Here is a 25,518-nt window from a genome sequence, read left to right on the forward strand (position 1 = left end):
GCCGCCCACATGGGCGCACGCCTCACGCGGCGGGAGGTGCCCCCACACACCCGCCGCGACCAAGCAGCCGATGATTACTGACCGGTCGGACGCCCGGTGCTGTAATCAACAATCGCCCGGGCGCGAGAATTGCCGTTTTCATCAACAGCGCGCCATTCAGCCTTGGTCTTGCAGACCCTTTCCTTGCGGACGAGCGAACCGGTTACTTCGATGCGACGGCAGATGGGCGAATCGGCGGGCGGTGATGCCGGCATCGCAGAAGCAGGCGTGGCCGCAGCCTGAAGCAAGACAGCAAGCGCAACAGAAATACCCGACATTCCCCATTCTCCCCGTTTGAACTTGATCCGCTCACCCCACGACAGGGGAACTCGATAGTTCATCTACCATAGCGCAATAGTCGGCAACAATGGCCTGCTCTTCCGGGGAAAGATGTGGATTCCAGACGTCAAAGATCAGCACGGCGCGTAATTCATCGCTGTTGTTCCATGCTTCATGTTCGATGGTGTCATCAAAAGCGAAGGGTTGGCCGACCACCCATTCCCGGGTTTCCCCACCGACGCGGAAGCCGCAGCCCGGTGGCACGATCAAGGGCAGATGCACGATGGCCCGCGTATTGGTGACGCCAGTATGCGGCGGAATGCGGGTGTGCGGCTTCAGCATGGAAAAGAACGCGCTGGGCGCCCTGCCCGGAATGCGCGCACCTGGCAGTGCCGCCAATGCGGCTGCCGTGTTGGGGCAGCGATCCAGCACGGGCGTGTTGGGGCGACCATATTCCCACAGGAAGCAGGCGCCCCAATCGAGATTGTGGTTGAGTGGATCCCACTGGCTGCCGGAAACCCCCTTTTCCATTCGAACATAGGGGATCAGATCCGCGCCGGGATCCGCGATCAGCGCCTGAAGCTCGGCGCGGATCGCGTCTGTCCTGGCGGCGAGATCCGCGAACCAGGGAAAATGATGGTCGTCAAAGAATTCGTCAGCGGGCAAAAAGGGATAGTGAATGCCCGCACAGACATTCGGATAAATGCGACGGGTGCCGAGCGAATGTTCGATGAACGCCTGGGCACGACGGCGGCCCGTCTGCCCGAAGTCGTCATAGCGTGGCGCAAGTGCCTGGCGGATGGGTGTCGCGAGGGCCGCTCCCTGTTGCGCGCAATAATCGCGGGCGTGGGCAAGCAGCCCGGCCAGTTCCTCGCTGGGACTGGCGATCTGTTCACCCAATTGAATCACACCGGACCAGCGAAGCATTGCCTCGCGTCGGTCGCCGGCCCGTTCAAACCATTGTGCCAGCCGCACCAGAGCGGCGAGATCGCGCGCATCAATGCCAAGGGCCCCTTCCAGCGCCACACGCTCACCAGACTCATCCCCCGCCAAGCGGCGCGCATGAGCCAGATTGCGCCACAGGCTACCCGCGGACGGATCAAGCGCCACCGCCTGCTCGAAGCATCGTTGCGCCTTCGCGAGATCACGATTGCGCAGGGCCGCCAGGCCTTGGGCATTGGCTTCTTGAGAGGTCAGCGACATGACCTCTTCTTATGTCGCGGCGACAACGTTGGAAAGACAATGCTGCGCCCGCGAAGAAAGGCTAACGGCAAGTAATGTATCTCGGCAACACTTTCGATCCTGCTGATGCAAGCTGGTTGGCTCACCGTTACGAGCCAGTTCGCGATCAGCTACTCTATCGATATGTTCCGCGCGAACTGCATCAGAATGGGCCATTTCTGACAGATGAGTTGATCGGCAAGCAGCCAGAGCACGTGCTTGACCGTGAAACGGCCTTGGCGGCGGCGCGCGGCCATGCGGCACCGCTGCACTTCATTTTCCACTCCGCCTTTTGTGCCTCCACGATGCTGGTGCGCGCGCTTGATCTGCCTGGCGCCGCCATGGGCCTTTCCGAACCGGTTCTGCTGAATGACGTGACAGGCATCCGCCGCCGCGGCGAACGCACCGGGCCCGATCTGGCCCGATTGCTCGACTATGCGATGGCGCTGCTCGCCCGTCCGTGGAGCCCGGGTGAAAGCGTGATCGTGAAGCCTTCCAACATCCTGTGCGGCTTGCAGCGGCCGATGCTGGCGTTGCGACCAGACTCCCGAGCGATCCTGCTCCACGCGCCGTTGCGCACGTTTCTCGCGTCGGTGGCGCGCAAGGGGCTGTGGTGTCGATTGTGGGTGCGGGAACTGCTGGAGGGCCTGCTGCACGACGGGTTGGTCGAGCTCGGGTTTCAGCCCGCTGACTATTTCCGGCAGAGCGATTTGCAGGTCGCCGCGGTAGGCTGGCTCGCGCAGCAGCGACAGTTTGCGTTGCTGACGCAGCATTTCCCGGATCGGGTCCGTTCGCTCGATTCCGAGGCATTAATGGCCGATCCGGCGCGCGCGACCAGTGCGGCTGCGGCGTGGTTTGGCTTGCCGGCAGAGCGATTTAGCAACCACGCAGCCCTGACGCGGCACAGCAAATCGGGGCAGCCGTTCTCAACCGGGGATCGGGCCGAGGAGCAGGCGGCAGCCATCGCAGCACATGGCGACGAGATCGACAAGGTCCACGCCTGGGCGGTGGTGCTCGCAGAGCGCTCCGGGATTCCAATGGCCTTGCCCTATCCGCTGCTTCGCTGACCCGCGCCTGGTCACCGCCTTGGCTGAGCCGGCGCTAAAGTGCCGGGCGTACGGCGGACAAAAAAAGGGCGGGCACGAGGCCCGCCCTTCTCAGTTGGTTTGAAGGTCGCGCTTAGAAGCGGATCTTCGCAGCCATCACGTAACGGCGACCGATCGCGTCGTAGGTCGACGGGAAGGTGTTGCCGCTGTTGAACGAGGTCGAACCAGCCTCACCGCCAACCAGCGGCGGCTCGATGTCGAACAGGTTCTGGATGCCGATGGTGAAGGTCAGGTTCTCGCCGACACCGATACGGGTGTTGAGGTCGATATAGTCCTTCGCACCGATGCGGTTGAAGTTGACCTCACGGCCAGCAAGCCCACCAGCGCTCGCCGGCAGCGTGCCCTCGAACAGGTCACCCAGGCCCGGCTCGTACCGGGTCGAACCGATGTGACGCCACAGCACCGAGATGTCCACGTTCTCGACCGTCAGCGTCGGACGAACCGACCACTGCCACTCGGGGATCGGCTGACCGCAGTTCGCCGAATAGTAGCCGACGCACTCGCGGTTCTCACCAACGCCCACAACGGCCTGGAAGCGCGACTTCTCAACCCAGGTGAGCTGACCCGCCAGGCTGAGCTTCGCGAAGCCCAGATCGTGCGCGTAGTTCAACGTGGCGTCGATACCGCTGGTTTCCAGCGTGCCGAGGTTGGACGTGCCGAGGATCAGGCCCGGAGTGGTGGCATAGTCACCGCTTACCGAACCCGTCAGCGGGTTACGGCCGATCAGCGCGCAAGCCGCGGTGCCCGCAGCACCCGGAGCCGGCGAGTAGTTGCCAGCGGCATCCGGTTCACCGAAGCAACCCGAGATCGCGTCGTCCGGCGTCGGCGACGTGATCGCGTCCTTGATCTTGATGCTGTAGTAGTCAACCGAGATCGACAGACGCGGGATGAAGCTCGGCTGGAAAACCACGCCCGCCGTCCAGCTGGTCGAAGTTTCCGGATTCAGCGCGAGATTACCGCCACCGGTGGTGTTGGCCTGACCCGAGGTCGGCTGCGCGATCGAGTTGATCGTCGCAGGCGTCGCGCCCTGCGCAAGGCAGACGGCGGCGAGTTCGCCGGTCGGGTTCGGACGGATACGAGCGCCCACATCGTTGAAGGTCGCGCACGGATCGTTGTTGAGGTTGGTCAGCACCGTGTTGATCGGCGAGAAGAGCTCGGAGATGTTCGGCGCACGAACGGCGCGAGCATAGTTACCGCGGATCTTCAGGCCGTTGACCGGAGTCCAGCTACCGGCCGCCTTCCAGGTGGTGGTGTTGAAGCCCGGATCACCCGCCGCATCGATCGAATAGCTCGAATAGCGGATGCCGCCTTCGACCGTCAGATCCTGGAAGAACGGACGGTTCTGAACCAGCGGGACGATGATTTCGCCGATCGCTTCGTAGACGTCATAGCCGCCGTCGATGTTCGGGTTTGCACCGCCGGCGCCGCCGAGCTCACCAGCCGAAGCCAGCGTGTCGGAGATCTGCGACGCGCTGTAGCGGCGATATTCGCCACCAACTGCGAACGAGATCGGGTTTTCGGAGAGCGGGCTGGACACGCCGAAGTCGCCGCTGACCGTTGCACGTGCCTGCGCCAGGGTGGTGCGGGTACGAACGGTTGACGTCTCGTTCAGGAAGTTGATCGCGTCGCTCGTCCAGGTGGCGTTGTTCTCTGGACCGAACCAGTTGATCGGAACGCAGCCGGCCGGCGTGCCGCTGAAGCACGTGGTCGGGTTGTTGGCGAGCAAGCTGGCGCGCACGCGCGAGTTCAGGGTGTAGCCCTGAATTTCCTGCAGGTTCTCGGACTCACCGTACGAACCGAAGATGTCCCAGTCGATCGTGCTGGTGATCGCGCCGCGGAAGCCCAGGCGATAGTCGAAGAAGGTCGTGGTGTATTCGCTGATACGCGGACCAACTTCGGTCGAACGACGCGACAGAGCGGTGGTGACCTCCCGGTAGCCCGGCGTGCCCGGCGTCAGCGCCGGATTGGCAGCGGCGGCGCAAGCTGCCGCCGAAATGCCGTTCGCCGTGCAGAACGTGTTGCGCAGCCCGTCGGTAAGGAACGGGTTGTTGAGCGGGATCTGAACCGGCAGAGCAAAGGCGCCCGACGGTGCGATGATCGTGGATACGGTGTTCTTCGAGAAGATGCCGCGGGTGTAAACCTCAACCGCGTCGCTCACCTCGTAGTTCGCGGCGCCGTACATGTTGAAGCGCTGGAACGGCGTCTGATAGACGTTGTACGGGTTGAAGTTGAACGCGGTGAACGCGGTACCCGGACGGAAGTCCGTGCCGGCTGCATTGACCTGGCGCGTGCCCTGGCCCGGAAGCGAGAAGCGCGACGGGACTGCCGTGCCCGAACCGCCTGCTGCGCCGTTGCTCGAGCTGAGCGCGAGAACGCCGTCAAGCAGAACGACGTTGCGGTTCGAACCGAGGTTACGCAGGTTGACGAACGACGCACCGCCGTTGCCGTTGTTCACGGCCGAACCGATCGACGGGGTGATGCCCGGCAGTTCGCGCAGCAGGCCTTCCGCGGTGTTCGCCTGACGCAGATCGATTTCGTCCGCGCCGACGACCTTCACCGGAGTCGCCTGAACGAGGTTCGGGTTCTTGATCAGCGTACCGGTAACGACGATGTCGCCGGTCGAGGTCTCGGACGTGTCAGCACCTTCCTGCGTGACAACGCCCGGTGCGGGTGCACCCGGGGTGACAGTCGAGTCGACCTGTTGAGCGGACGCAGCGCCGGCGGCCATGACGGCGCCGACGAACAGCGTCGTCGTCAACAAGCGCGAGCGAAAAGTTGTGCGCATGTGTGTTTCCCTTTTGATGCCCCGGTTGGACCCGGTTTATCGGCTTGCCCTAATGTGCAGTTGGCCCTGACCAACCCACATGGAGCAACGGGCTAGTCAGCAAATCACGCCCCTGCAATCTCCACACAACGCAACCGCAACATTGCGACGCGGGTGTAACAGGAAGGCAACACTTTCCTGTCCGCCTTGTCCGTTTTCGCGACACTCTCTATCGCTCAAACCACTTCAGGGAGACAATAAATGGCGCAGTTCCATCGGCTGGCAACAAGCGCAGTCATGGTTGCACTAATCGGTGCAGGTGGTGTGGCGAACGCGCAGGCGCAAACGCAGGACGGGGCGGGTTCGCGCGTCCTCCGATCCTTCTCGCAATGCCGCGCGATCACAGCAGCCGAACAGCGCCTCGCCTGCTTCGACAAAGCGGCAGCGGCGCTGGAGCAGGCCGTTCAGGCCAAGGAGGTGCGCATTCTCGACAAGGAGGACGTGCGGCGCACGAAGCGGTCACTCTTCGGCTTCACCCTGCCCCGCGTCGGCCTGTTCGACGACAATGACGATGAGGAAAAGAAAGAGGAGTTCAGCGAGATCAACACCACGGTCGCCTCTGCCCGGCAGGTGCAGAACGGGCGAGTCGAAATCCGGCTGAACGGAGAAAACGAGGCGGTCTGGCAAACCACCGAGGCGATGACCTTCCCGCCCAAGCCGGGCGACAAGATTCGGATTCGTCGGGGCGCCATCGGCAGCTATTTCATCACGATTGGGGGACGGAGCGTCCGCGGCATGCGCGTGCGCTGAGCCACCCGGCCGAGCGCACGCGTGCGCTCCGCTAGGCGGCCGCGCTCAGCGCCGGGAGCACGGCGGATCGGATCGCCTGCTCGATCCGCTGCGCGTAATAGTCGAACCCGATTTCGGGCGGATGGACGTTGTCCGCCGCGACATAGAAGCTGGCGTTGGCCGTCCCGCCAGGCACTCCGGTGCGATTGTTCCAAGGTCCCAGCACCCAGGGTGGTAACGCCCCGCAGATCGGTACGAAGAAGGTAAGCGGATCGCCATGCTGGGCGACAGCAGCAGCAATGGCCGCCTCCGTCGCCGGAGCGCCGGGCAGGTTGATTGATGGCACTCCGACGACAACTACCGGGGCCGCGGTGCCGGCGCGGATCGCCTTCAAGGTCGCGGCAACTGCCGCCTGGACAGCGGATGGCGTGTAACCGACGTCATTGGTCGACCCCATCAGCAAGATCACGTCCGGCGCCAGCGACAGCGCCCGGGGGACTCGCTCGCCAAAGGTCAGGAGGCCGGTGGCGGACGGATTGCAATATCCGGTCCCGCCGACGGAGAGATTCCATGTGTCGCGCCAGCCAAGCCGCTTGGCGAGCAGCTGCGCGACCGATCCCCCAGCCAGCCAGGGGCCGTAGCTGGATCCGGCATTGTAGCTGTCCCCGATAACGACCATCCGCGGGGCGCCAGCGCCAGCCGCACTCACGATCGCGGATGCGGGCGCCTGGACACCGCCGAAATAGGAGGCGCTCTTCCCGGTTTCCACCTCATAGTGCCGCAGGCGCCGCCCAGTGCTGGCGGTCCAGTCGATCACCATCCACTGATCCTGCCCCGCCGCCACATGGCTGCCTGGCATCAGATAGCGGCCGTCGACCAGCACCCGGATTTGCGCGGAACCCGCAGGCAGGAAGAGCGCGACCTTTTCGCCGTCGCATGCGAAGGATACGGAAGCGCCGGCGCACGTCGGCATTCCTGCGTTCGCCTCAAAGCTGGTGAGCGACCAGAAATTGCTCCGTAGCGGGGATGCTGCCGCCCCGCGCACGACATAAGCGTTGGGGTGGCCGGCCGGCGTCCAAGCGGCGCCAATCGCCGGATTGCTGGTAACGACCGACACGATTGGCGCGCCATCGGCAGGATCGGCGGCACGCGCGCCGCCCAAGTACGCCCAATAGAGCGAAGTGCCGCCATCCGCGACATATTGGCCGCTGCTGGTGTTTACGGGGCCGGTGCCGGCGGATGGCGAGACGCCGCCGACGCCGCACATGTACCAGCTGCCGCCATGCGTCACGACCTGGCCCACCGCGTAAGCCGTGTTCGGGGCATAGGCCGGCCCGGGAAGCCAAGGGCGCAGAACCGCCGGATTTCGTCCAACCGCTGCCTCTGCCGCCCGCAAGAGGCGACCGTGCCGTGTGGATGTACCGACCGCATCTCGCACCCGGGCAGCCATGCCGCGTGCCAGAATATCTCGCCCGCTCATTGCGCCACCCGATAAGTCAGCGTTCCCGCAACCAGCGTCGCGGACAGATAAAAGGTGGCACCCACCTCGCTTTCGTCAGCCACCGCCTCATTGGCGTTAGCGGTGAATCTGCCCCATCTGGCCCCCGCGGCTGTCAGCGGCAGGGCAGTCGAGCCACCGTCGACCGAACGAAGCAGCTCGACGGTGCCGGACCAATCCCCCGACAGCGTGAGCCAGATCGGCCGGTCCAGCTCTGGCGTGAAGGGGCCCGCGAGGCCGCTCGCCATCATCGTACCCGCTAGCGGGGTGGAGGCAGCGGGCCTCCGTACGGGCCGCACCGGCAAGGGATTATCGTCGTGAACCGCCACTGCCGGGGCATCCACTGCCCCGAATGCAACCGCATATTGCGGCACAAACCCCGCGGGGACTTCCACTTCCGCCATCATTACCACTCCTGTTGTTCTCTATACGTTCTACAGGAGGGAGCGAGATGTAGGACAGGCCCTTCAGCCGATCTCGCGCTCGATCAGCAAGCGGAGGCTGTCTGCCGCACGTTGGATGTGGAAACGGTCAACGAAACAGGCGCGCGCGTTGCGGCGCATGGCCAGTCGCTGTTCGGGACAACAATCGGCAAAATGCGTCAACAATTCACGCGTCCCACCTAGCGTGTCAGCGGCGACGAGGCCCGCGCCGTCAGCCACCACCTCGCGCCAGATCGCCACCTGATCACTGACGAGCACCGGCGTGCCGGCTGCCAGCGCTTCGGCCAGCGCGATACCGAAGTTCTCCTGGTGCGAGGGGAGCACAAAGGCGCTGGCGGCGCGCAATGCGCCTGCCTTGGCCGAACCTGAAAGCATGCCGGGAAAATGGACGCGGGCCCCTAACCCCGCCCGTTGCGCGGCGGTTCGGAGCCCAGCGACCAAGCCGACCTCGTCGGGCCCCGCGATCACCAGATCTAACGCAGGCTCGCGATCGGCGATGCTGCCGAAAGCATGAACCAGCAAGTCGCAGCCCTTTTTCGGGTGAATTCGACCGAGGAAGAGAAGGAACGGCCGGTCGCCCAGTGCGGGCAGCAGCCGACGAAAGGCTACAACGTCAGCCGCGCTGTCCCCGCTCAGATCAGCCGTGCCATAATTTACGACGTCGCCGCGAAGGCGGTAGGGGCGAAACGCGCCTTCGGCCCGCACGCGTTCCTCCTCACTAGTGAACAGCACGGCGCGCGCGCCTTTTAGCAGGGGCCCCTCTGCCCACCACCAACTCGCCTGCTTGCCGAGGTGTTTGAGCGGTGCGTCGCGACGGAACCATGGATCCAGCATGCCGTGCGGAAACACGAAATAGGGTGTCGCACCGCCAGCCAGCGCGATCCGGGCGCCACGCGCGGCATAACGCCACAGGCCGGAGACGATCACCGCATCGTACCGCGCTGCATGCTCGCGCAGCCAAGGCACCATCGCCGGCGAGTAGCGGTAGCGGCTGAGCAGTCCTCGTCCACGCGGGGCCCCCAAACCGATGATGGTGCCGGAGTAATCGGGCAGGTAGCACTCCTCCGGCGGATCAAGGGTCAGCATGTCCTGACGATGCCCTTGGCTGGCCCAGATCTCACCAATTCTGCGCGCGCCCTCGATCGGCCCGCCGGTCCGTGGATCGGCGCTGGTGATGATGCGCAGGATGCGAGTCATGCCGCTGGAGCGATCGGCAGCCCACTAAGCGTAGCCAGGCGCGCGAGACGCTCGTCCCGGGATCGGCAGGCCGCCAGCTCGCTCTCCCACTCGGCAACCTTGGCGGCCACAAGGAAGCGGTACCAGAAGCCCTGGAGCAAATGGTAGATCAGACCAGGACGGCCGTCGAGAAAGCCACCCTGGCCGATGTAGCGGTACAGGAAGTAGCCGATTGGACCCGCCCATAGTGGCAGGCGTTGGAACACCTTGTTCTTCAACACCCGCTTGCGTTTTGCCTGGCCCGTCAGCGCGATCGGCGCTTCATCGAACAGCGCGTGGCGAGCGGCCAGCACTTCGATCGCCTCACGCGTGGCGTAGCCGTTGTGCTTGGCCGTGAAAAAGGTGAGATCACCGCGATTGGCGTCGACAAAACCGCCCGCCATTCTGATCGTTCTGCCGCGATCCACCACGACATGCTCGTCCATCCACCGGCTTTCGACCCGCCCCGCTCCCGTTCGCCAGATGCGTAGCAACCACAGCGGATAACGCCCGCCATGCCGGATCCAGCGCCCCATGAAGAGGTGCTTGCGGTTCAGCATGATGCCGGTGACGTCACGATCCAGGCCCGGCAGGGTCCGGATGATGGCGAGCGCCAGATCGTCCTCGATGAGTTCATCGGCATCCAGCCGGAGCGTCCAAGCCGTTGCGATGCCGCCGTGCCCCAGCGCCCACTGCATCTGCGCGGCATGGCTGGTGAATAGGTGTTGAAGGACGCGCGCGCCCGCCTCGCGCGCCAGCGCCACCGTGTCGTCGGTCGAAAAGCTGTCGACTACCAGCACCTCACGCGCGATGTCCTGCACGCTGGCAATGGCACGGCCGATATGATGGGCCTCGTTGAACGTCAGGATGACGACGGTGAGATCCGGTTTGCCATGCGCCCGCCACCTTTCCGGAGAGCCATTGGCGATCATTCCGGCGCCTCGAAGCGGATGCGCCTGCTGCGTATAACCGACGCCGGGTTGCCGCCATAAACTGTCCAGGGCGCCAGATCCCGCATCGCACAGCCACGCGCGCCCAGAACCGCGCCGGCACCGACCGTCACGCCTGGTCCGACGAAAGCCTCCGCAGCGACCCAAGCGCGAGCCCCAATCGTGATGGGTCGGGCATGAAGCTGGAATGCGATGTCTTCGATGTCGTGGGTGCCAGCGCACAGATGGGCCCGTTGCGAAATCACGGCATAAGCGCCGATCGTGATGCGAGCCATGGAATAGACGATCGCCCCCGGACCGATCGCGGCATGATCATCAAGCACGAGGTTGGCTGGCGACCAGATCCGGGCGCTGCCATATACATTTGCCGTTGTCGCAACACGCGCGCCGAACAGGCGCAGCAGCAGCCGGCGCCACGCCCGCAGCTGTGGCGGGCTCCAGCGCCCGAGAAGCAACCACGTCGCGCCCCAGGCAAGACGGTATAGGCGGTTTCCCAGCGAAAAACTGGCTCCCCCTTCCCACGCGCGCGTGGTTCGCCCGTCAAGCGGCTGCAACATCGCACATTGGCATTGCTTATTCCCCCAGTTCGCAAGGTTAAGCGATCCGGTGGATACCCGCAACGCAGTGTATCGACGCTTCGGCATTGTGCCGGTACGTCATTGTGGGGGAAACAGGGGGGAGGCGCACGTTCGCCGATGAGATCGCTTGGCTGGCCTTATTCCATTATCCTCATGCTTCTGGCTGTTGCGCAGCTGTTGCTGGGCGCCAGCTTCTGGATTCTCGCGGTTCTCCTGATGATTTCCGCCGCCGCGCTCGTCCCGCTTACCCGATCGAGCTGGCGCATATCCGACGGCCTCTATGCGATCATGACCGTTTACTTCGGCTCGGGCGCACTTGTCGTGAAAACATTGGCTGGCCAGCCTGTTCACACCAACCTGCATGTGCCGGATTCTTCCGCCGGATATCTCCTCCTCGGTTTCTGTTCGATCAGCATCGGCTACGGGGTCAGCCACGCCGTTCGCAGGCCAGCGCGCATAGCGGAGCAGTTGCGAGCGGTGACCAGCCATTCGCCCAATCTCGTCCGTTTCGCCGTACCGATCTTCCTGGCGGGGGCATTGTTCTTGTTCCTGCAGACCCAGTTCCGGCCGATTGCGGCGGACGGAGGGTTCGAGCCGGGTGGCTTCGGCGGGTTTGGCACCTTTTACCCGCTGCTTCTGCTCGGTGCCGCGATGCAGGCGGCGCTTGTCGTGCTGCAGCCCCGTCAATACCGGCACCGTGCTGTGCTCGCGGGGATGGCCGTCGTCGTTCTGGCCCTTACGTTCGCCGACAATACGAAGCGGACCTTGTTCGACTTCCTGTTGATCATCGGCCTCGTCTTCATCGTGCATGGTGCGCGGCCCCGCTGGCGCTGGGTCCTTCCGATGATGGGGAGTGCAATTCTGCTACTCGCGCTGGTCATGCCGGCGATCCAGATCGTGCGCACCATGGCCGACGTGCGCAGTACCGGGAGAATCACCGCCACCTGGCAGGTCATCCGCAACGCCGGCTTCGACCCGCTGCGCCTGGCCGCAGAGGCCGATCGGATCGCCCTGGGGCATCAATTGAGCTGGCGCGAAAGCTATATCTTCCCACTGGCGTGGAATACCGAGCGGTTCACCATGATTCAGCCGGTCGACCTTGTCGCGCGCGGGCTCGAGGAACATGGAACGATGGGCGCCGCGGACTTGTGGCGTGACCCGCTGGAAACCCTGCTGCCGGGATTCCTTCTGGACAAGTCTCTAGCCAATGCGCCTGATCGCATCGCCTGGCACTATGGCTTTCGCGCGAGCGGCTCCATCGCGCGTCCGGTGGTGGGCCTGATCGCGAGCAGCCTTGCAGCGTTCGGCCTTTTGGGCGTGCTGCTGCTGCCGATGCTCGTCACGGCCCTGACCTTTGTGGTGCTGGATCTTTTGGGCGGGCGGCTCACCGGGAATGTGTGGGGCGCATTCCTGCTCTCTGCGACCACGTTCCTTGCGGAGAAGGAGGTCAGCACCACGCTGTCCTTCTTCTGCCGGAGCTTCCCTTTCCTGCTGCTGATCGCGGCATCGTTGCTGTTGATGGGCCGTGTGCGGCGCGTTCGTCCGATGCGGGTGATCCCCATCAACGGCATGCCGCTCTAGAGCAATGCCTCCAGGTTCTTCGTAAAGGCAGCGCCGGAATATCGCTGCTCCACCTTCCGGCGGCCGGTCGCGCCCATCTGCTGAGCCAGCGAGGGATCGTGCAGCAGCCGCTCCAGCGCCCGCGTGAGGGCGGGCACGTCCACCGGGTCCACGGTGATGCCATCAATACCGTCGTTGATGACTTCCCCTGCCCCGCCGAAGCATGATCCCACCACCGGCAGGCCGCGTGCCCAAGCCTCAAGGTAGACGATCCCGAACCCCTCCTTTGACGAAGGCAAGGCGAAGACGTCCGCCCGTGCATAAGCTTCCGCCAATTCGGCTTCATCGACGCTGCCGGGCAAGTTCACCCGCCCACTCACGCCGAGCGCTGTGGCTAGAACTTGCAACTCCCGCCGTAACGGGCCGTCACCGATCACCACAAGACGGGCGTCGGGCAGGGCCGGCAGCGCGCGAACGAGCTTGTCGACATGCTTCTCGCGTTCCCCCGCGCTCAGGCGTGCGACCGCCAGGATCGTATTGCCCGACCCACGCGCCGATTGGCCCGGAAGATCGACGGCGTTGGGGAAGAGAACGAACTTGCCTTCATCCAATGCGAAGGCAGCGGCCATTTTGCCCATCGAAAAGCGGCTGACGATCGCCACCTCGTCCACCGCGTTGCGCAGCAGCGTGCGCTCCCCGCGGCGCACCGGCCGATACGCCGGGTCGCCCCAAACCTCGATGCCATGGGCAAAGAGGATCAATCGCGTTCGAGGGCGCAGCAGCCGGATCAGCGCCGCGAGAGGGAGCAGGTTGATATGCCCGATCAGCACCGTGTCGGCGCGCCAAAGCGCCCGAAACAGGGTTGAGGTGAATGTCCACCGTTTGTCATCTGCACGCATGGCAACCGCGGTTCGTCTTCCCAGAGAGTTCAAGGACGCGATCACCCGCCGGTTGAACCGCTGGATCCCGCCATGTCCGCGTGCCGAAAGCCCGATAAACAGGACGACAGAGCTGGGCGGCTCACCGCGCACGATAGTTTCCAGCCAACAGCGTGACGGGGATCATCGCGGCATGCGCGAGCAGCAATGCCGCTGCGGTACCATTCAGCCCGAACCTTTCGGTGAGCGGGCCAGCAAGTGCGACGGTCGCGGCGGCAACGATCAGGAAAATCACCGTGGCGGTGCCGTGGCGATTCACCGCCGCAATGGGCGTGAACAGACTGGACCATATCATCTCTGCGGCCACGCTGCCGACCAGTAACAGGAGAAACGGGTAAGCGGCCGCCACTGCGCCATGGGTCAGCAAAGGCAGCACCACCGGTGCCGCGACCAGAACCGTCACCGCGTAAACGAGAATGATACACAAGGTGACGCCCGCCTGAACGCGCAGGAGCCGCCCTGCGCGCTGGTGGTCACCGCTACCGGCCAGCGCGGCATATTCGGCGGTGACGCTGTTATTGATCATGTTGATCGCGGCCATGCCCATCCGCGTGATCGTGCGGCTGGTCGCGAAGGTCACGGTTCCCACCGCCCCCAATGCGCCGCCCACAACCAGCACTGGCGCCTGGATCAAAAGCGCCTGACCGAGCGGCAACAACATATAGGCGATGGCGGGGCGCCACAGCCCCTCCAGGGTTTCCCGATCAGCAGCGCGGACCCCGAGGCGAAGCCAGCCCGACAGACGCCGCAGCCAGCGGTAGGCGCCGAGGAGCGCAAGCAGCCGCGCCCCCACCATAGCCGCAGCCGCGGCGACCAGGCCACCGCCCGCAACAGCGGCGATTGCGACGGCCACGCCCTCCAACAATCTGGCGCTCGCTGCCCAGATTGCTTCGCTCGCAGGCCGGTTTTCGGACCTGATGCCGGCGCATACCAGCAGAAAGAACTGGTACAGAAGGACGTTCACGACCAGCAGCAGCACCGTCGCCCGCGCGGTCGTCGGCGTAACAGCGTCAGCGCCGAGGACATCCGGCACATCGACCGCGATGATGATCAGCGCGCTGAGCCCCAGCAGCAATGGCGCTGCGACACACAGGAGCGCGAAGATGCTGTGGAACACCCGGGTGGCGGCGTCCGGCTGCCCCGCGGACACCGCCATGACCATTGCGTTCTTGGCAACATAGGTGAACCCGAAGTCACTAAACGTCAGGTAGAATGGCACCGCCGACAGCAGCAGCCATGCGCCATATGTTCCAGGCCCCCACGCGTGGAGAAGCAGCGGAACCAGCGCAATCTGAACGACGACGGTGACGATCTGGCCATAAGCCTGCGCCGAAACCGTTCGCCCGAGGCGCAATGTCGTGGCCCGGTCGAGTGACCGGCCCATCAGCTCTCGCCCGGTCGCCACACCGCTTGCTCCCCCAATGTCCCCCATCGCTAGCTGCGGCGTTTGCGTCGGCGGGGCAAGCAGCTTTGTTGCAAGAGAGTCCGGCGACGACGGCGTGTCGGCGTCGGCTCAGGTGCCGGGGGAGCTATATCCTGCGTCCCGCCCCCGATCTCTTCGGCCCGGATCAGTCCAGGCGCTTCAGCCAATCCACCAGCAAGTTGTTCACTTCCTCCGGGCGTTCTTGCTGCGTCCAATGGCCGCAACCGTCCAGCAGATGGCCTTCTACCAGCGGAACGTGGGGACGCATTACGCCGATCGGATCGGCGATGGCCCCGAACCCGGTGGTAGCGGGGTCCTTCGTTCCACCGATGAACAAGGCGGGCTGCTCGATGCGCCGATCGCGAAAGGACTGCAGCCAGGTAAAATCACGCTCGTGATTGCGATAGCGGCTGATCGGCCCGAAGAAACCGGACGCTTCGAACTCAGCGACATAATAATCGAGGTCTTCCCCCGTCAGCCATGCGGGGAATGGGTCGGGATCGACCATGTCTTGCAGCAGAGAAGCGCCCGCGGGCTTGGTCGGCCAAGTGCCCGGGGGCGCGTCGCCTGAAATCGCGTAATAGAATTTTCGCAGGAAGTCCCGGACGTCGTGCTCGGCCTCCGCTTCTGCCGGCCCGACTTCCTGAAACCATTCCTGGTAGAAGAAGCGCCCCTTGTTCGTGAAGGCCTGGCGAAACACTTCGGTGAAGGGACGGGAGGGAACGCCGGTATAGGGCACCGACAACGCTGCTACGGCACGAAATTGATCAGGCCGGGTCAGTGCGGAATTCCAGACCTGCGGCGCGCCCCAATCGTGGCCGACGAGAATGGCCGGGGCGTCTGGTTGAAGCGTCTGGGCCACTGCGGTGATATCAGCAACGAGCTGCTCCATCGCATAATCCTCGACGCGATCCGGCTTGTCCGAGCCGCCATAACCGCGCACGTCAATTGCCGCGGCCGTAAAGCCGGCACCGGCAACCGGGGCAAGCTGATGCCGCCAAGAAAACCAGCTTTCCGGGAAGCCATGCACCATCAGGACGAGCGGACCGTCACCTTCCACCGCCGTGCGGATGCGGACAGGGCCGGTATCGATCATCCGAAACTCGGGCATGTCTTCTCTCCTCCTACATTTTGTTGCTGCACTCGCGCGGAGCATGACGGCTCCCCAGCCGGCCGGCTAGGGCATCCTCATGTACCGGCTGCTTTCCGTTTGTCTCCTGTCCTGCACGACAATCGTTGCCCCTGCCGCTGCGCAGACGAGTCATGACGAGGCGCTGTGGGTGAATGGAACGGTGATGGGCCGCGTCCAGGGGCCGGTCGTGTTCTTCGCGGAAGTTCAACCTCGTGTCGGCGACGGTGTGTCGCGGCTGTCGCAATTGCTTCTTCGTCCCGCCGTCGGCGTCGAGCTTTCCAAGCACGTCACGGTTTATCAGGGATACGCCCATGTCATCGATCCGGTGGAGAATGGGCCGGATCGGCGTGAAAACCGCCTGTTCCAGCAAGTGACGTGGAACGTCGGCAAGATCGGGCGACTAGAGGTTCAATCCCGCACCCGGCTGGAGGAGCGCTGGCGTTCCGATGGTAATGGCATGGCACTGCGCGCGCGCCAGATGATGCGTTTCGAGTATCCCTTGGCGCCCGACGCCAGGCGCGTGGCGGCGCTCGCGTCGGTCGAGGGCTTCGTCGGGCTGAAGTCCGCCGATTGGGGCGGCGTGAACGGTTTTGACCAGGTCCGCACGTTCATCGGCGTAGAGGTCCCGCTGGCAGGGGCGTCGACGGTCGAGGCAGGATATCTCAACCAGACGCGCGATGCACCGGGCCGGCGCGTCGACATGGTTCACGCCGCCTCGCTGAGCCTCTTCATTCGTCTGTAACCGAGGCCTCCCGCGAAAGCGCGTCCACGCCGCCTTGCGGCCATCGACCGCCAACCGAAAGGAAGCGCCAGTCGGCTGACGCTGCCTGCGCCGCGGTGAGCGCCGCGCGTTTGTGCTGACCAGGGCCGTTACAGTCCGAGCACCTCATTCCCGATTGCAGCGGCCTTGTTCGCGTGCCCGAGCCAGACAACGTCGGAGCCACAGCCGGGATGGCGCGATCACAAACGCACATAAAGAAAGCGCCCCGGGAGTTACCTCCGCGGGGCGCTGACCTTTGCCTTGTCAGGCGATCAATGGTGCTTGTCGTCCTCGATCACCGGCAGCGTTTCGAACTGGTGATACGGCGGCGGCGACGTCAGCGTCCACTCGAGCGTGGTGGCACCCTCGCCCCACGGATTGTCGGGCGCCTTCTTGCCCGCGGCGAGCGACCAAACGAGGTTGATGAAGAAGATCACCATACCCAGCGCCATGATCTCATAGCCGTGGGTCGCGATCTGGTTCCAATAGGCATAGGCGTCCGGATAGTCCGGGTAGCGCCGCGGCATGCCCTGGAGGCCCAGGAAGTGCATCGGGAAGAACAGGATGTTCACGCCGGTGAAGAACACCCAGAAGTGCAGCTGGCCGAGGAACTCGTTGTACATCTTCCCCGACATCTTCGGGAACCAGTAATAGAAGCCGGCGAACAGCGCGAACACGGCCCCCAGCGACAGCACGTAGTGGAAGTGCGCCACCACGTAATAGGTGTCGTGCATGTAATCGTCGACGCCCCCGTTGGCGAGCACCACACCCGTCACGCCACCCACGGTGAACATGAAGATGAAGCCGATCGCCCAGGTCATCGGCGTTTTGAAGGTGAGCGAGCCACCCCACATCGTCGCGATCCACGAGAAGATCTTGATGCCCGTCGGCACCGCGATGACCATGGTTGCGGCGGTGAAGTACATCTTGGTGTTCACCGACAAGCCGGTGGCGAACATGTGGTGCGCCCACACGACGAAGCCGACCACGCCGATCGCCACCATGGCATAGGCCATGCCGAGGTAGCCGAAGATCGGCTTGCGGCTGAAGGTGGAGATGATGTGGCTGATGATGCCGAAGCCCGGCAGAATCATGATGTACACTTCGGGGTGACCGAAGAACCAGAACAGGTGCTGGTACAGCACCGGATCACCACCGCCGGCCGGATCGAAGAAGGTCGTGCCGAAGTTACGATCGGTCAGCAGCATGGTGATCGCCGCAGCAAGAACCGGCAGCGACAGAAGCAGCAGGAACGCGGTGACGAGCACCGACCAGGCAAACAGCGGCATCTTGTGCAGCGTCATGCCCGGTGCGCGCATGTTGAAGATGGTGGTGATGAAGTTGATCGCGCCAAGGATCGACGACGCACCTGAAAGGTGAAGCGACAGGATCGCCATATCGACCGATGGACCCGGCTCACCATAAGTGGAGAGCGGCGCATAGACCGTCCATCCGGTACCCGCACCCGATCCAAAGAACGGTGAGCCGAGCAGCAGCAGGAACGACGGCACCAACAGCCAGAAGCTGATGTTGTTCATGCGCGGGAAGGCCATGTCCGGCGCGCCGATCATCAGCGGCACGAACCAGTTGCCGAACCCGCCGATCATCGCCGGCATCACCATGAAGAACACCATGATGAGACCGTGAGCGGTGATCATCACGTTCCACAGGTGAAGCGATTCATCGAACGTGCCCGGGCCGTGCAGCATGGCGAGCCATGTCGGCAGATACTGAATGCCGGGGTCACGCAGCTCGACACGCATCAGGCCCGAGATCGCGCCGCCGATGATGCCGGCGAAAATCGCGAAGATCAGGTAGAGGGTGCCGATGTCCTTGTGGTTCGTGGACATGAACCAGCGCTGGAAGAACGCGGGCTTGTGATCCGCGTCATGATGGTGGTGCGCGTGGTCGTCGTGCGCCTGGAAGGCGGACGGGTGAAGTGCGGTATCGGTCATGATCAGCGTCCCGAGTCGCCGGTGCCGCCCGGATTACCGGTGGCGCCCTGCGGGGAGGTGGCGGGTTCGACGGTCGCGTTTTCGGTCGGACCGGTCAGGTTGTCCGCAGCTGCTGCATCAGCGGCAGCACCTGCGGAGTTATCGGCACCAGGCTGCGGGATCGCGGCTGCCGACGATTGAGCCGTGCCAGGCATGGAGCCGCCCTTTGAACGGATCCAAGCCGCAAACTGTGCGGGCGAAACCGCCTCAACGGCGATCGGCATGTACGCATGGCGCGCACCGCACAGTTCCGAGCACTGGCCATAATAGATGCCCGGCTTCTCGATGGTGAAGCTGGTCTCGTTCAAACGGCCGGGGACCGCGTCGAGCTTGATCCAGAAAGCGGGGATCGCCCAGCTGTGGATCACGTCATTGGCGGTGGTGATGAGACGGATCGGCACGCCGACCGGCAGCACGACGCGATTGTCCGTGGCGAGCAGGCGGGGGCCATCTGCGTCGGTCCGGAAGCGCTCACCAGCGGCAACCTCGTTCTGCTCCTTCAACATGTTGGCCGTGATTTCGAGGCCGCCATGATCCGGATACTGATAGCTCCAGTACCACTGGTTGCCGATCGCCTTCAGCGTGACGGCGTTGGCCGGTGCAGGCTTGAACTGCGCGGAAAGCAGGCCAATCGACGGCACGGCGATGGCGACCAGGATCAGCACCGGCGCGAGCGTCCAAACGACCTCGATGGCCGTGTTGTGGCTCGTCTTCGACGGGATCGGGTTAGCGGCCTGACGATAGCGGATCACCACCCATACCAGCAGCGCCAGTACGAGGAGACAGATCACCACGATCAGCGGCAACAGGATGTTGTTGTGGAACCCCATCGCCCGCTGGCCATTCTTGGTGACCTGCGGCTGGATCGACATGAGTCGATCAGTGGGCTGACCAATGACGGGATTTGCCGTCAGCGGTGCGCCGTTAGCCTGCGCCGATCCCGGTGCAGCGGGAGCCGAGTCCGGCGCCTGTTCCCCGACATTGACCGAATTGCCGATCGCTGCTGCTTCGGCAGGAGCGCTTGCAACATCGCCCCCCGTCGCCGCTGGCTGGGCTGCGGCGGGCGCGAGCCCGGCCAGCGCGAGCCCAGCGGCCAGCATCCATCCCTTGAACGCGCTTCTCATCCGTGCGGTAACCTTGCCTCTCCAGTGCGGAGCCCGCACACCCCCTGCGCAGACCCTTTGGACACTGCCGCCTATACGGAGGGGTTTCGCGCGCCTCAAGCACGCATGTTGCTTTATTTACGCCAGTCACTGACCCTCCGTTGCATGGTCGCGGCGTCGTTCGTATTTCGGGAGGCGGACGAAAGGGCGATTAGTGACCAACGACGAGGTTCTGGCGGAATTCCGAGCGGCAGATGCGCTGCTCGAGGGGCACTTCATCCTGTCGTCGGGGCTGCGATCATCGCGCTACCTGCAATGCGCCCGCGTGCTGATGGACCCGCAGCGCGGCGCGCGGCTCGCCGCAGCACTGGCCGCCCGGATTCCCGAGGAGCTGCGCTCTCGTATTTCTGCCGTTGTATCGCCCGCCATGGGGGGCGTGATTGCTGGGCATGAGATGGCGCGCGCCCTTGGTGTCGAGGCGATGTTCGTGGAGCGGCCAACGGGCACCTTCGAGCTGAGGCGCGGGTTCCGCCTGGAGCAAGGCCGGGAAGTTCTGATGATGGAGGATGTCGTCACGACCGGCCTTTCGTCTCGCGAGGCGATCAAGGCCATCGAAGCGGCTGGCGGCCGGGTGATTGTCGGCGCCGCCCTGGTGGATCGGTCGAATGGCAGTGCCGACATCGGCGTCCCGTTCTTTCCGCTTATCCGCCTTGATGTGCCCACCTATGAGGCGGACTCGCTCCCTCCGGAGCTCGCCGCCATTCCGGCGATCAAGCCGGGTAGCCGGTCGGCGGCGTGACCACAGCCGGGCCCCGGCGGAGGGAGGGTAGATGAGCGGACATTTGCGCCTGGGCGTCAACATCGACCATGTCGCTACCGTGCGGAATGCCCGTGGCGGCACTTATCCCGATCCTGTCCGTGCGGCTCAGCTGGCGGCCGAGGCTGGCGCGGATGGCATTACGGCGCATCTGCGTGAAGATCGCCGCCATATCACCGACGAAGATATCGCGAAGCTTTCCGAAACGCTGACCATCCCGCTCAACCTGGAAATGGCCGCGACCGAAGAGATGCTGCAGATCGCGCTTCGGCATCGCCCCCATGCAGCGTGCATCGTTCCAGAAAAGCGAGAGGAGCGCACGACCGAGGGCGGCATTGATGCGGCCGGCCAGTTTGAGCGACTTCGGCCGATGGTGGCTGCGCTTGGTGAGGCCGGCACGCGCGTATCGCTGTTCATCGAGCCGGACGCGCGCCAGATCGATGCCGCGCTGCGGCTGGGCGCGCCGGTGGTCGAGCTGCACACCGGCCGCTATTGCGAGCTCGACGGCGGCGGGCGCGCAGAGGAGTTGCGGCGAATCACCGAAGCCGCGGCGCTGGCAGCGAAGAACGGCATCGAAGTTCATGCCGGCCATGGCCTCACCTTCGACAATGTGGCGCCGATCGCGGCGATCCCGCAGGTCGTTGAGCTGAACATCGGCCATTTCCTGATCGGCGAGGCGATTTTCATCGGACTGGCCGAAAGCATTCGCCGGATGCGCGCGGCGATGGATGCGGCACGATGATCGTCGGTCTTGGCTCGGATCTGTGCAACATCGAGCGGATCCAGGCATCGCTCGATCGCTTCGGCGCCAGGTTCGAGAACCGTGTCTTCACCGACGTCGAACGCGCCAAAGCCCAGCGCCGCCCGTTCACGATCGCGGGCACCTACGCCAAGCGCTTCGCGGCCAAGGAAGCCTTTTCCAAGGCGGTCGGTACCGGGTTTCGCCGCGGCGTTTTCATGAAGGACATCGGCGTCGTGAACGCCCCCTCCGGAGCGCCAACGCTTGCGCTATCCGGGGGCGCCAAGGCGGCTCTTGACGCCATGATTCCCGCGGGCCACCGCCCGCGTATCCATTTGACGTTGACCGACGATCATCCCTGGGCGCAGGCCTTTGTGATCATCGAGGCCATCCCGGACGAGTGAACCTCAGAGACGTGAACGATCTGGCCGAGAAACTGCCGTTGACGGGCGAACCCCCGGCTGACGAAGCGCCCGAACAAAGGGGGGAGCGTCGCTTCGACTGGTGGGGCGAGGCAAAAGGCCTGTTCTGGCTGATCCTGGCTGTGCTGGGCTTCCACAGCTTCATCGCCAAGCCTTTCTACATCCCCAGCGAATCCATGCTGCCTGGCCTGGAGGTTGGGGACAGGCTGGTTGTCTCCAAATATGCCTATGGATGGTCATTCGTCTCGCCGACGATCCCCAATCCGGCCGCCATGTTCAGAGGGGCCGTCCTCCACCAGCCGGTTGAGAGCTGGTCCTTTCAGTTGCCGGCGTGGCGCGGGCGAGTTTGGGGCGCGATGCCGAAGCGTGGCGATGTCGTGATCGTCACACCGCCAGGGCAGACCAGTGACTATATCAAACGCGTGATCGGCCTTCCCGGCGACACCTTGGAGGTGCGGGCCGGAACGGTGATCCTGAACGGAAAGCCGGTGTTACGAGGGCCCACCCACTACAAGGACCTGCCGGTGGATCTCAACGCCACCTGCGATCCGTGGCAATATCCCGAAGCCAAGATCACGCGCGCGGACGGTGTCACTGTCTGTCGCCTGCCGATCGTGACGGAAACCCTGCCGAACGGGCGCCGTTTCGACACGGTCGAGTTAGGCACCAGCCCGGGCGACTATTATGGGCCGGTCCAGATCCCAGAGAATCACGTGTTCCTTATGGGAGACAATCGCGATCGGTCCGCTGACAGCCGTTTCGCGTTGGGCGGCAGTGAGAAGGGCCTCGGTGGGCCGGTGCCATGGGAGAATATCGGTGGGCGCGCCGAATTCATCACCTTCTCTGTCGACGGATCCGCAACCATCAACCCCCTCTCGTGGTTTGGATCGCTGCGGAGCGGCCGCGCCGGCATCTCGCTTCACCCGGAGGAAACACGTTGAGCGAAGCGGGCGTAAGGGTCGTCGAGGGAGCCAGCCCGCATGAAGTTCGCGATCCAGCCACCCGGCGTGAGATAAAACGCGCCGCGGTGTGGCTCGGCATGGCTTCAGCGATCGCGCTGGTCGTGCTGCTTGTCCAGCCGTTGCTGATCATCTTCGCCGGCCTCGTATTTGCTTCGATGCTCGACGGTGGCGTGCGCCTGCTTGGCCGGGTGCTGCCGATCGGGCGAGGATGGCGGCTGCTGATCGTCTGTCTTCTCACCGTGGTGTTTCTCGTCGGCACGTTCGTGCTCACCGGCGTTCAGGTGGCGGAGCAGGTCAATCAGCTGCGCACCACCCTGGAATCGCAGGCAGTGCGGCTGACCAGCTGGCTGACCAGCCATGGTCTGATGCCAGGTGCCTCCGACATCAGCGGCATCGCGCGTCAGGCGATGAGTTCGGTTGGTCGGCTCACGTCCTGGGTGGGCACCGCCGTGGGCGCACTGACCACCATGTTCATGATCCTGGTGATCGGCCTCTTCATCGCCATGGACCCGCGTGCCTATGAGCGCGGTCTGCAATGGATGATCCCCGAGGAAAAGCGCGCGGAATTCGCGATCATCACTGAGCGCATGGGCCACACGCTGCGCCGGCTGCTGTTCGGCCGGATCATCGGCATGGTGGCGGAGGGCGTGCTTACCTGGTTCGCGCTGATGATCGGCGGGGTTCCGATGGCGCTGATCCTGGGAATCCTGACCGGCATCCTTGCCTTTATCCCGAATATCGGCGCCTTCATTTCTGGCGCGCTGATGATCGCCGTGGGCTTCTCCGCCGGGGTCGACACCGGTATCTGGGCGATCGGCACTTATGTGATCGTGCAGACCTTCGACGGTTATGTTCTGATCCCTATGGTTGCGAAGCGCACCGTTGACATGCCGCCGGCGCTGACACTGGGCGCGCAGATCCTCGCCAGCGCGCTATTCGGCATCCTCGGCCTTGCGCTGGCCGATCCGATGACTGCCATGATCAAGACGGCCATGGAGCGTCGGAGCGAAACCGTTGAAGACGAACGCGACGAGGAAGCGCGCGCATGAAGATCGTACTGCACGATTATTGGCGCTCATCGGCATCCTATCGTGTGCGCATCTGCCTGAACCTGAAGGGTGTGCCCTATGATTCAGTGCCGGTGAACCTGCTGGCAGGTGATCAGACCAGTGACGCCAATCGTGCGATCAATCCGCAAGGCTTTGTGCCGACGCTGGTCGTGGACGGCCGCCCTCTCACCCAAAGCCTTGCTATCGTAGACTGGCTGGACGCGAACTTCCCTGAGCCGCCCATGGTGGACAAGGATCCGTTCGTGCGATCCGGACAGCTCGCCCGAGCGCTGGCGGTGGCGGCAGACATTCACCCGCTGAACAACCTTCGCGTGCTGAAACGTCTCGAATCCCAATTCGGGGCGGATCAGGCAGCGCGTGATGAATGGTACCGCCACTGGGTGGTGGAAGGCTTGGCGGCGCTGGAGCAAATGGCGGGCGGCGGCCCCTTTCTTGGCGGCGATTCGCCCGACATCGCCGATGTGTGCCTTGTGCCGCAGCTTGCCAATGCCCGGCGGTTCGCGGTTCCACTAGACGCCTTTCCAAGGCTTTGCGCAGCAGAAGCAGCAAGCCTCGCAATGCCGGCGGTTCAGGCAGCAGCCCCCGAGCGGGTCAAGCCCGCGTAAGGCTGTCGAATAGTTTCAGGTAGCGCTTCGCTGAATCCGTCCCCGGTGGCGAAACGGGCTGGGGCCGGACAACGTCGCCGAGCCAGTGGTTTAGCGCGGCAACCAATGCTGCAGCATCGTCGCGCGGCACGATGGTGCCCAGCGAAGGCGACGGAATGATCTCCGCGACCGCTGGGGAGCAATCGGTTGCCACCACGGGCGTGCCGACGGACAGCGCTTCACTGAGGACGCCGGGCACGCCCTCGAACTCCGAGGGCAAGGCGACCATTGTGGCACGAGACATGGCACCGATCGGATCCGCCACATGCCCCGGCAGAAACAGCTCGATACCGCATGCTTTCGCCTGGGCTTCCAGTGCCGCGCGGCATTCGCCCTCTCCCAAGAGGACCAGCGCGAGCCGCTCCCTCAATCGGGGAATGGCATTGATCAGGCGGTCCCAGCGCTTCTGGGGTACGAGCCGGCCAACGCCCAGTATGTAACGGGGAGGAAGGCCCGGCACCGGCGCGCACGCGAGAGGCCGCGCTGGAGGATTAGGGATCACCGCAATCTGTTTGACGTCGAGTCGCATTGTCCGGGCGAGTTGCGCGGCGCTTGCGTCCGACATCGCTACCACCCAATCAAGGAAGCGCGGGTGCTGGCGCAGCCATGTGGCGTGAACGAGGGTCATCAGCTTCCCGAAATCTGGCCGATCCACCGCGTTGGAGATCTTCCCGACGATCGGTGGACAAGACCTGCCCAGACGCCAGCGCGTCCATGCAGCGACCCCGGTATAATGGCTGCCAGGGCAGAACATGACATCCGGCTGGACGGCCTTCGCGTAGCGGGGCAGCGCCCGTAACGCAGCATAGTCATCAGCACCGAGCGAGATCACCTCGACGCCCGCAGGCAGCTCACGGCGCAACGGGCCCGTCGCATCACCAATCACCAGCGTAACGCGGCGGCCCAGCCCGTGCCACTCACCGGCAAGGCGCAGCAGCGCACGTTCCACGCCGCCGCCGCGCAGCGTTTGGGCGTAACCAAGAATGTGTCGCGCGCCGCTCATCTTGTTTGGACGCACCCTACAGCCCAGATTGCGGTCGAAAAGAAACCACATTCGGGCGCCATTCGCCCA

At 64.2% G+C, this 25,518-nt stretch carries 24 protein-coding genes; 10 read left to right on the forward strand and 14 right to left on the reverse strand.

Annotated features, from left to right (window positions below; translation table 11 throughout):
* Window positions 1-74: 74 nt before the first annotated feature.
* Together LQ954_RS11670 and LQ954_RS11675 are read right to left on the reverse strand one after the other, a co-directional pair.
* Window positions 75-380, reverse strand: coding sequence for a hypothetical protein (locus LQ954_RS11670; protein WP_227772010.1), 306 nt, complete (start codon window positions 378-380; stop codon window positions 75-77).
* Window positions 349-1,521 (reverse strand): aspartyl/asparaginyl beta-hydroxylase domain-containing protein, encoded by a 1,173-nt coding sequence (locus LQ954_RS11675; protein WP_231023278.1) that lies wholly within the window; start codon window positions 1,519-1,521, stop codon window positions 349-351. Before LQ954_RS11675 ends, LQ954_RS11670 begins: the two co-directional genes overlap by 32 nt.
* 74 nt (window positions 1,522-1,595) lie before the next feature.
* Here LQ954_RS11675 and LQ954_RS11680 point away from each other — a divergent pair, with 74 nt between their 5' ends.
* Window positions 1,596-2,606, forward strand: a complete 1,011-nt coding sequence (locus tag LQ954_RS11680) for a hypothetical protein (RefSeq protein ID WP_231023279.1) — start codon at window positions 1,596-1,598, stop codon at window positions 2,604-2,606.
* 112 nt (window positions 2,607-2,718) lie between these two features.
* Here the strand turns inward: LQ954_RS11680 and LQ954_RS11685 are convergent, their stop codons facing one another.
* On the reverse strand, window positions 2,719-5,430 hold the full coding sequence (locus tag LQ954_RS11685; protein WP_231023280.1) for a TonB-dependent receptor domain-containing protein: 2,712 nt from the start codon (window positions 5,428-5,430) through the stop codon (window positions 2,719-2,721).
* 240 nt (window positions 5,431-5,670) lie between these two features.
* Here LQ954_RS11685 and LQ954_RS11690 point away from each other — a divergent pair, with 240 nt between their 5' ends.
* Window positions 5,671-6,219 (forward strand): hypothetical protein, encoded by a 549-nt coding sequence (locus LQ954_RS11690; RefSeq protein WP_231023281.1) that lies wholly within the window; start codon window positions 5,671-5,673, stop codon window positions 6,217-6,219.
* A gap of 31 nt (window positions 6,220-6,250) precedes the next feature.
* Here the strand turns inward: LQ954_RS11690 and LQ954_RS11695 are convergent, their stop codons facing one another.
* From LQ954_RS11695 to LQ954_RS11715, 5 genes are read right to left on the reverse strand one after another with little or no spacing between them, the layout of a single operon-like run.
* The gene (locus LQ954_RS11695; protein WP_231023282.1) at window positions 6,251-7,678 is read right to left on the reverse strand and encodes an SGNH/GDSL hydrolase family protein; all 1,428 of its coding nucleotides are present in this window, start codon (window positions 7,676-7,678) and stop codon (window positions 6,251-6,253) included.
* The gene (locus tag LQ954_RS11700) at window positions 7,675-8,103 is read right to left on the reverse strand and encodes a hypothetical protein (RefSeq protein WP_231023284.1); all 429 of its coding nucleotides are present in this window, start codon (window positions 8,101-8,103) and stop codon (window positions 7,675-7,677) included. The genes LQ954_RS11695 and LQ954_RS11700 overlap by 4 nt, the downstream gene beginning before the upstream one ends.
* A gap of 60 nt (window positions 8,104-8,163) precedes the next feature.
* Window positions 8,164-9,336 (reverse strand): glycosyltransferase, encoded by a 1,173-nt coding sequence (locus LQ954_RS11705; RefSeq protein WP_231023286.1) that lies wholly within the window; start codon window positions 9,334-9,336, stop codon window positions 8,164-8,166.
* On the reverse strand, window positions 9,333-10,286 hold the full coding sequence (locus LQ954_RS11710; RefSeq protein ID WP_231023288.1) for a glycosyltransferase family 2 protein: 954 nt from the start codon (window positions 10,284-10,286) through the stop codon (window positions 9,333-9,335). The genes LQ954_RS11705 and LQ954_RS11710 overlap by 4 nt, the downstream gene beginning before the upstream one ends.
* Window positions 10,283-10,861 carry a putative colanic acid biosynthesis acetyltransferase gene (locus LQ954_RS11715; RefSeq protein WP_231023289.1) on the reverse strand — a complete coding sequence of 193 codons (579 nt, stop codon included), beginning with the start codon at window positions 10,859-10,861 and terminating at the stop codon, window positions 10,283-10,285. Before LQ954_RS11715 ends, LQ954_RS11710 begins: the two co-directional genes overlap by 4 nt.
* Before the next feature lie 138 nt (window positions 10,862-10,999).
* On the opposite strand from LQ954_RS11715, the gene LQ954_RS11720 reads away from it, so the two are divergent.
* On the forward strand, window positions 11,000-12,463 hold the full coding sequence (locus LQ954_RS11720) for a hypothetical protein (protein ID WP_231023290.1): 1,464 nt from the start codon (window positions 11,000-11,002) through the stop codon (window positions 12,461-12,463).
* Here the strand turns inward: LQ954_RS11720 and LQ954_RS11725 are convergent.
* From LQ954_RS11725 to LQ954_RS11735, 3 genes are all read right to left on the reverse strand, one after another.
* Window positions 12,460-13,341 carry a glycosyltransferase family 4 protein gene (locus LQ954_RS11725; protein WP_231023291.1) on the reverse strand — a complete coding sequence of 294 codons (882 nt, stop codon included), beginning with the start codon at window positions 13,339-13,341 and terminating at the stop codon, window positions 12,460-12,462. The two genes, LQ954_RS11720 and LQ954_RS11725, sit on opposite strands and share 4 nt — an antisense overlap.
* 121 nt (window positions 13,342-13,462) lie before the next feature.
* Entirely contained in the window at window positions 13,463-14,785 is a 1,323-nt protein-coding gene (locus LQ954_RS11730) for a lipopolysaccharide biosynthesis protein (protein ID WP_231023292.1), read from the reverse strand.
* Between the two features lie 163 nt (window positions 14,786-14,948).
* Window positions 14,949-15,914, reverse strand: a complete 966-nt coding sequence (locus tag LQ954_RS11735; protein ID WP_231023293.1) for an alpha/beta fold hydrolase — start codon at window positions 15,912-15,914, stop codon at window positions 14,949-14,951.
* Window positions 15,915-15,993: 79 nt separating this feature from the next.
* Between LQ954_RS11735 and LQ954_RS11740 the strand changes: the two genes are divergently transcribed.
* Entirely contained in the window at window positions 15,994-16,677 is a 684-nt protein-coding gene (locus tag LQ954_RS11740) for a DUF2490 domain-containing protein (protein WP_231023294.1), read from the forward strand.
* A gap of 290 nt (window positions 16,678-16,967) precedes the next feature.
* Here LQ954_RS11740 and ctaD read toward each other — a convergent pair whose 3' ends face one another.
* Entirely contained in the window at window positions 16,968-18,650 is a 1,683-nt protein-coding gene (ctaD, locus tag LQ954_RS11745; protein WP_227772025.1) for a cytochrome c oxidase subunit I, read from the reverse strand.
* Between the two features lie 2 nt (window positions 18,651-18,652).
* Window positions 18,653-19,813, reverse strand: coding sequence for a cytochrome c oxidase subunit II (coxB, locus tag LQ954_RS11750; protein WP_231023295.1), 1,161 nt, complete (start codon window positions 19,811-19,813; stop codon window positions 18,653-18,655).
* Between the two features lie 193 nt (window positions 19,814-20,006).
* On the opposite strand from coxB, the gene pyrE reads away from it, so the two are divergent.
* From pyrE to maiA, 6 genes are read left to right on the forward strand one after another with little or no spacing between them, the layout of a single operon-like run.
* Window positions 20,007-20,591 carry an orotate phosphoribosyltransferase gene (gene pyrE / locus LQ954_RS11755; RefSeq protein ID WP_231023296.1) on the forward strand — a complete coding sequence of 195 codons (585 nt, stop codon included), beginning with the start codon at window positions 20,007-20,009 and terminating at the stop codon, window positions 20,589-20,591.
* Window positions 20,592-20,622: 31 nt separating this feature from the next.
* Entirely contained in the window at window positions 20,623-21,351 is a 729-nt protein-coding gene (locus LQ954_RS11760; protein ID WP_227772028.1) for a pyridoxine 5'-phosphate synthase, read from the forward strand.
* The gene (gene acpS / locus LQ954_RS11765; protein ID WP_227772029.1) at window positions 21,348-21,752 is read left to right on the forward strand and encodes a holo-ACP synthase; all 405 of its coding nucleotides are present in this window, start codon (window positions 21,348-21,350) and stop codon (window positions 21,750-21,752) included. The genes LQ954_RS11760 and acpS overlap by 4 nt, the downstream gene beginning before the upstream one ends.
* Entirely contained in the window at window positions 21,749-22,711 is a 963-nt protein-coding gene (gene lepB, locus LQ954_RS11770; RefSeq protein WP_443026621.1) for a signal peptidase I, read from the forward strand. Before acpS ends, lepB begins: the two co-directional genes overlap by 4 nt.
* A complete protein-coding gene (locus LQ954_RS11775) occupies window positions 22,708-23,781 on the forward strand; it encodes an AI-2E family transporter (protein WP_227772030.1) in 1,074 nt (357 codons plus the stop codon). The genes lepB and LQ954_RS11775 overlap by 4 nt, the downstream gene beginning before the upstream one ends.
* Window positions 23,778-24,407 (forward strand): maleylacetoacetate isomerase, encoded by a 630-nt coding sequence (maiA, locus tag LQ954_RS11780; protein ID WP_227772031.1) that lies wholly within the window; start codon window positions 23,778-23,780, stop codon window positions 24,405-24,407. The genes LQ954_RS11775 and maiA overlap by 4 nt, the downstream gene beginning before the upstream one ends.
* Here the strand turns inward: maiA and LQ954_RS11785 are convergent.
* The gene (locus LQ954_RS11785) at window positions 24,394-25,449 is read right to left on the reverse strand and encodes a glycosyltransferase (RefSeq protein WP_231023297.1); all 1,056 of its coding nucleotides are present in this window, start codon (window positions 25,447-25,449) and stop codon (window positions 24,394-24,396) included. The genes maiA and LQ954_RS11785 overlap by 14 nt on opposite strands.
* Window positions 25,450-25,518 lie beyond the last annotated feature (69 nt).

The organism is Sphingomonas sp. IC-11 (assembly GCF_021043365.1).
Classification (GTDB): Bacteria; Pseudomonadota; Alphaproteobacteria; order Sphingomonadales; family Sphingomonadaceae; genus Sphingomonas.